Annotated in this window: 2 rRNA genes; both read left to right on the top strand. The window is 50.6% G+C overall.

Annotated features, from left to right (window positions below):
* A 23S ribosomal RNA gene (locus tag ACK5IN_RS09985) occupies window positions 1-1,873 on the top strand; the annotation flags it as partial.
* 35 nt (window positions 1,874-1,908) lie between these two features.
* Window positions 1,909-2,016 (top strand): 5S ribosomal RNA (rrf, locus tag ACK5IN_RS09980).
* The last annotated feature ends 16 nt before the right edge of the window (window positions 2,017-2,032 follow it).

Genomic DNA, 2,032 nt, shown 5'->3' with positions numbered 1-2,032 from the left:
TATGTTAAGTGGAAAAGGATGTGGGGTTGCACAGACAACTAGGATGTTGGCTCAGAAGCAGCCATCATTTAAAGAGTGCGTAATAGCTCACTAGTCGAGTGACCCTGCGCCGAAAATGTACCGGGGCTAAACATATCACCGAAGCTGTGGATTGATACTTACGTATCAGTGGTAGGGGAGCGTTCTAAGGACAGAGAAGTCAGACCGTAAGGACTGGTGGAGTGCTTAGAAGTGAGAATGCCGGTATGAGTAGCGAAAGACAGGTGAGAATCCTGTCCACCGTATGCCTAAGGTTTCCTGAGGAAGGCTCGTCCGCTCAGGGTTAGTCAGGACCTAAGCCGAGGCTGAAAAGCGTAGGCGATGGACAACAGGTTGATATTCCTGTACCACCTATTATCGTTTGAGTGATGGAGGGACGCAGGAGGATAGGGTAAGCGCGCTGTTGGATATGCGCGTCCAAGCAGTTAGGCTGATGAGTAGGCAAATCCGCTCATCATAAGGCTGAGCTGTGATGGCGAGGGAAATTTAGTACCGAAGTTCTTGATTCCACACTGCCAAGAAAAGCTTCTAGCGAGATAAATGGTGCCTGTACCGCAAACCGACACAGGTAGGCGAGGAGAGAATCCTAAGGTGAGCGAGAGAACTCTGGTTAAGGAACTCGGCAAAATGACCCCGTAACTTCGGGAGAAGGGGTGCTTTCCATGGTTCACGCCTAGGAAAGCCGCAGTGAAAAGGCCCAAGCGACTGTTTAGCAAAAACACAGGTCTCTGCGAAACCGCAAGGTGAAGTATAGGGGCTGACACCTGCCCGGTGCTGGAAGGTTAAGAGGAGGGGTTATCCGTAAGGAGAAGCTCTGAATTGAAGCCCCAGTAAACGGCGGCCGTAACTATAACGGTCCTAAGGTAGCGAAATTCCTTGTCGGGTAAGTTCCGACCCGCACGAAAGGTGTAACGATTTGGGCACTGTCTCAACCAGAGACTCGGTGAAATTATAGTACCTGTGAAGATGCAGGTTACCCGCGACAGGACGGAAAGACCCCATGGAGCTGTACTACAGCTTGTTATTGAATTTCGGGATAGTTTGTACAGAATAGGTGGGAGCCTATGAAGCCGGAGCGCTAGCTTCGGGGGAGGCGCCGGCGGGATACCCCCCGGGCTGTATTGAATGTCTAACCCGCCCCTCCTATCGAGGTGGGAGACAGTGTCAGGTGGGGAGATTGACTGGGGCGGTCGCCTCCGACAAGGTTACGGAGGCGCCCAAAGGTTCCCTCAGAATGGTTGGAATTCATTCGTAGAGTGCAATGGCAATAGGGAGCTTGACTGCGAGACCTACAAGTCGAGCAGGAACGAAAGTTGGGCTTAGTGATCCGGCGGTACCGAGTGGAAGGGCCGTCGCTCAACGGATAAAAGCTACCCCGGGGATAACAGGCTGATCTCCCCCAAGAGTTCACATCGACGGGGAGGTTTGGCACCTCGATGTCGGCTCGTCGCATCCTGGGGCTGAAGTAAGTCCCAAGGGTTGGGCTGTTCGCCCATTAAAGCGGCACGCGAGCTGGGTTCAGAACGTCGTGAGACAGTTCGGTCTCTATCCGTCGTGGGCGTATGATATTTGATAGGAGCTGTTCCTAGTACGAGAGGACCGGAATGGACATACCACTGGTGCACCAGTTGTTCTGCCAAGGGCATAGCTGGGTAGCTAAGTATGGAAAGGATAAACGCTGAAAGCATCTAAGCGTGAAGCCCCCCTAAAGATGAGATATCTTTAATTGTAAAATTGGAAGTAACCTTAAAGACTATGAGGTAGATAGGCTGGGAGTATAAGCATGAAGACATGTTAAGCGGACCAGTACTAATAAAACGAAACCTTCAAACTAACTTATCTAGTTTTGAGATATTTTAATCTCACAAATCTGGTGTTTAAGTGTAGAGGACACACCTGTTCCCATCCCGAACACAGAAGTTAAGCTCTATAACGCATGAAGTAGTACTACGGTGCGAGATATTGTCAACGCCAGTTTTAGTTAAACCACCGT

Source organism: Microbacterium sp., from assembly GCF_047971895.1.
Taxonomy (GTDB): Bacteria; Actinomycetota; Actinomycetes; order Actinomycetales; family Microbacteriaceae; genus Microbacterium.
This window is presented reverse-complemented; position numbering and strand designations above follow the sequence as displayed.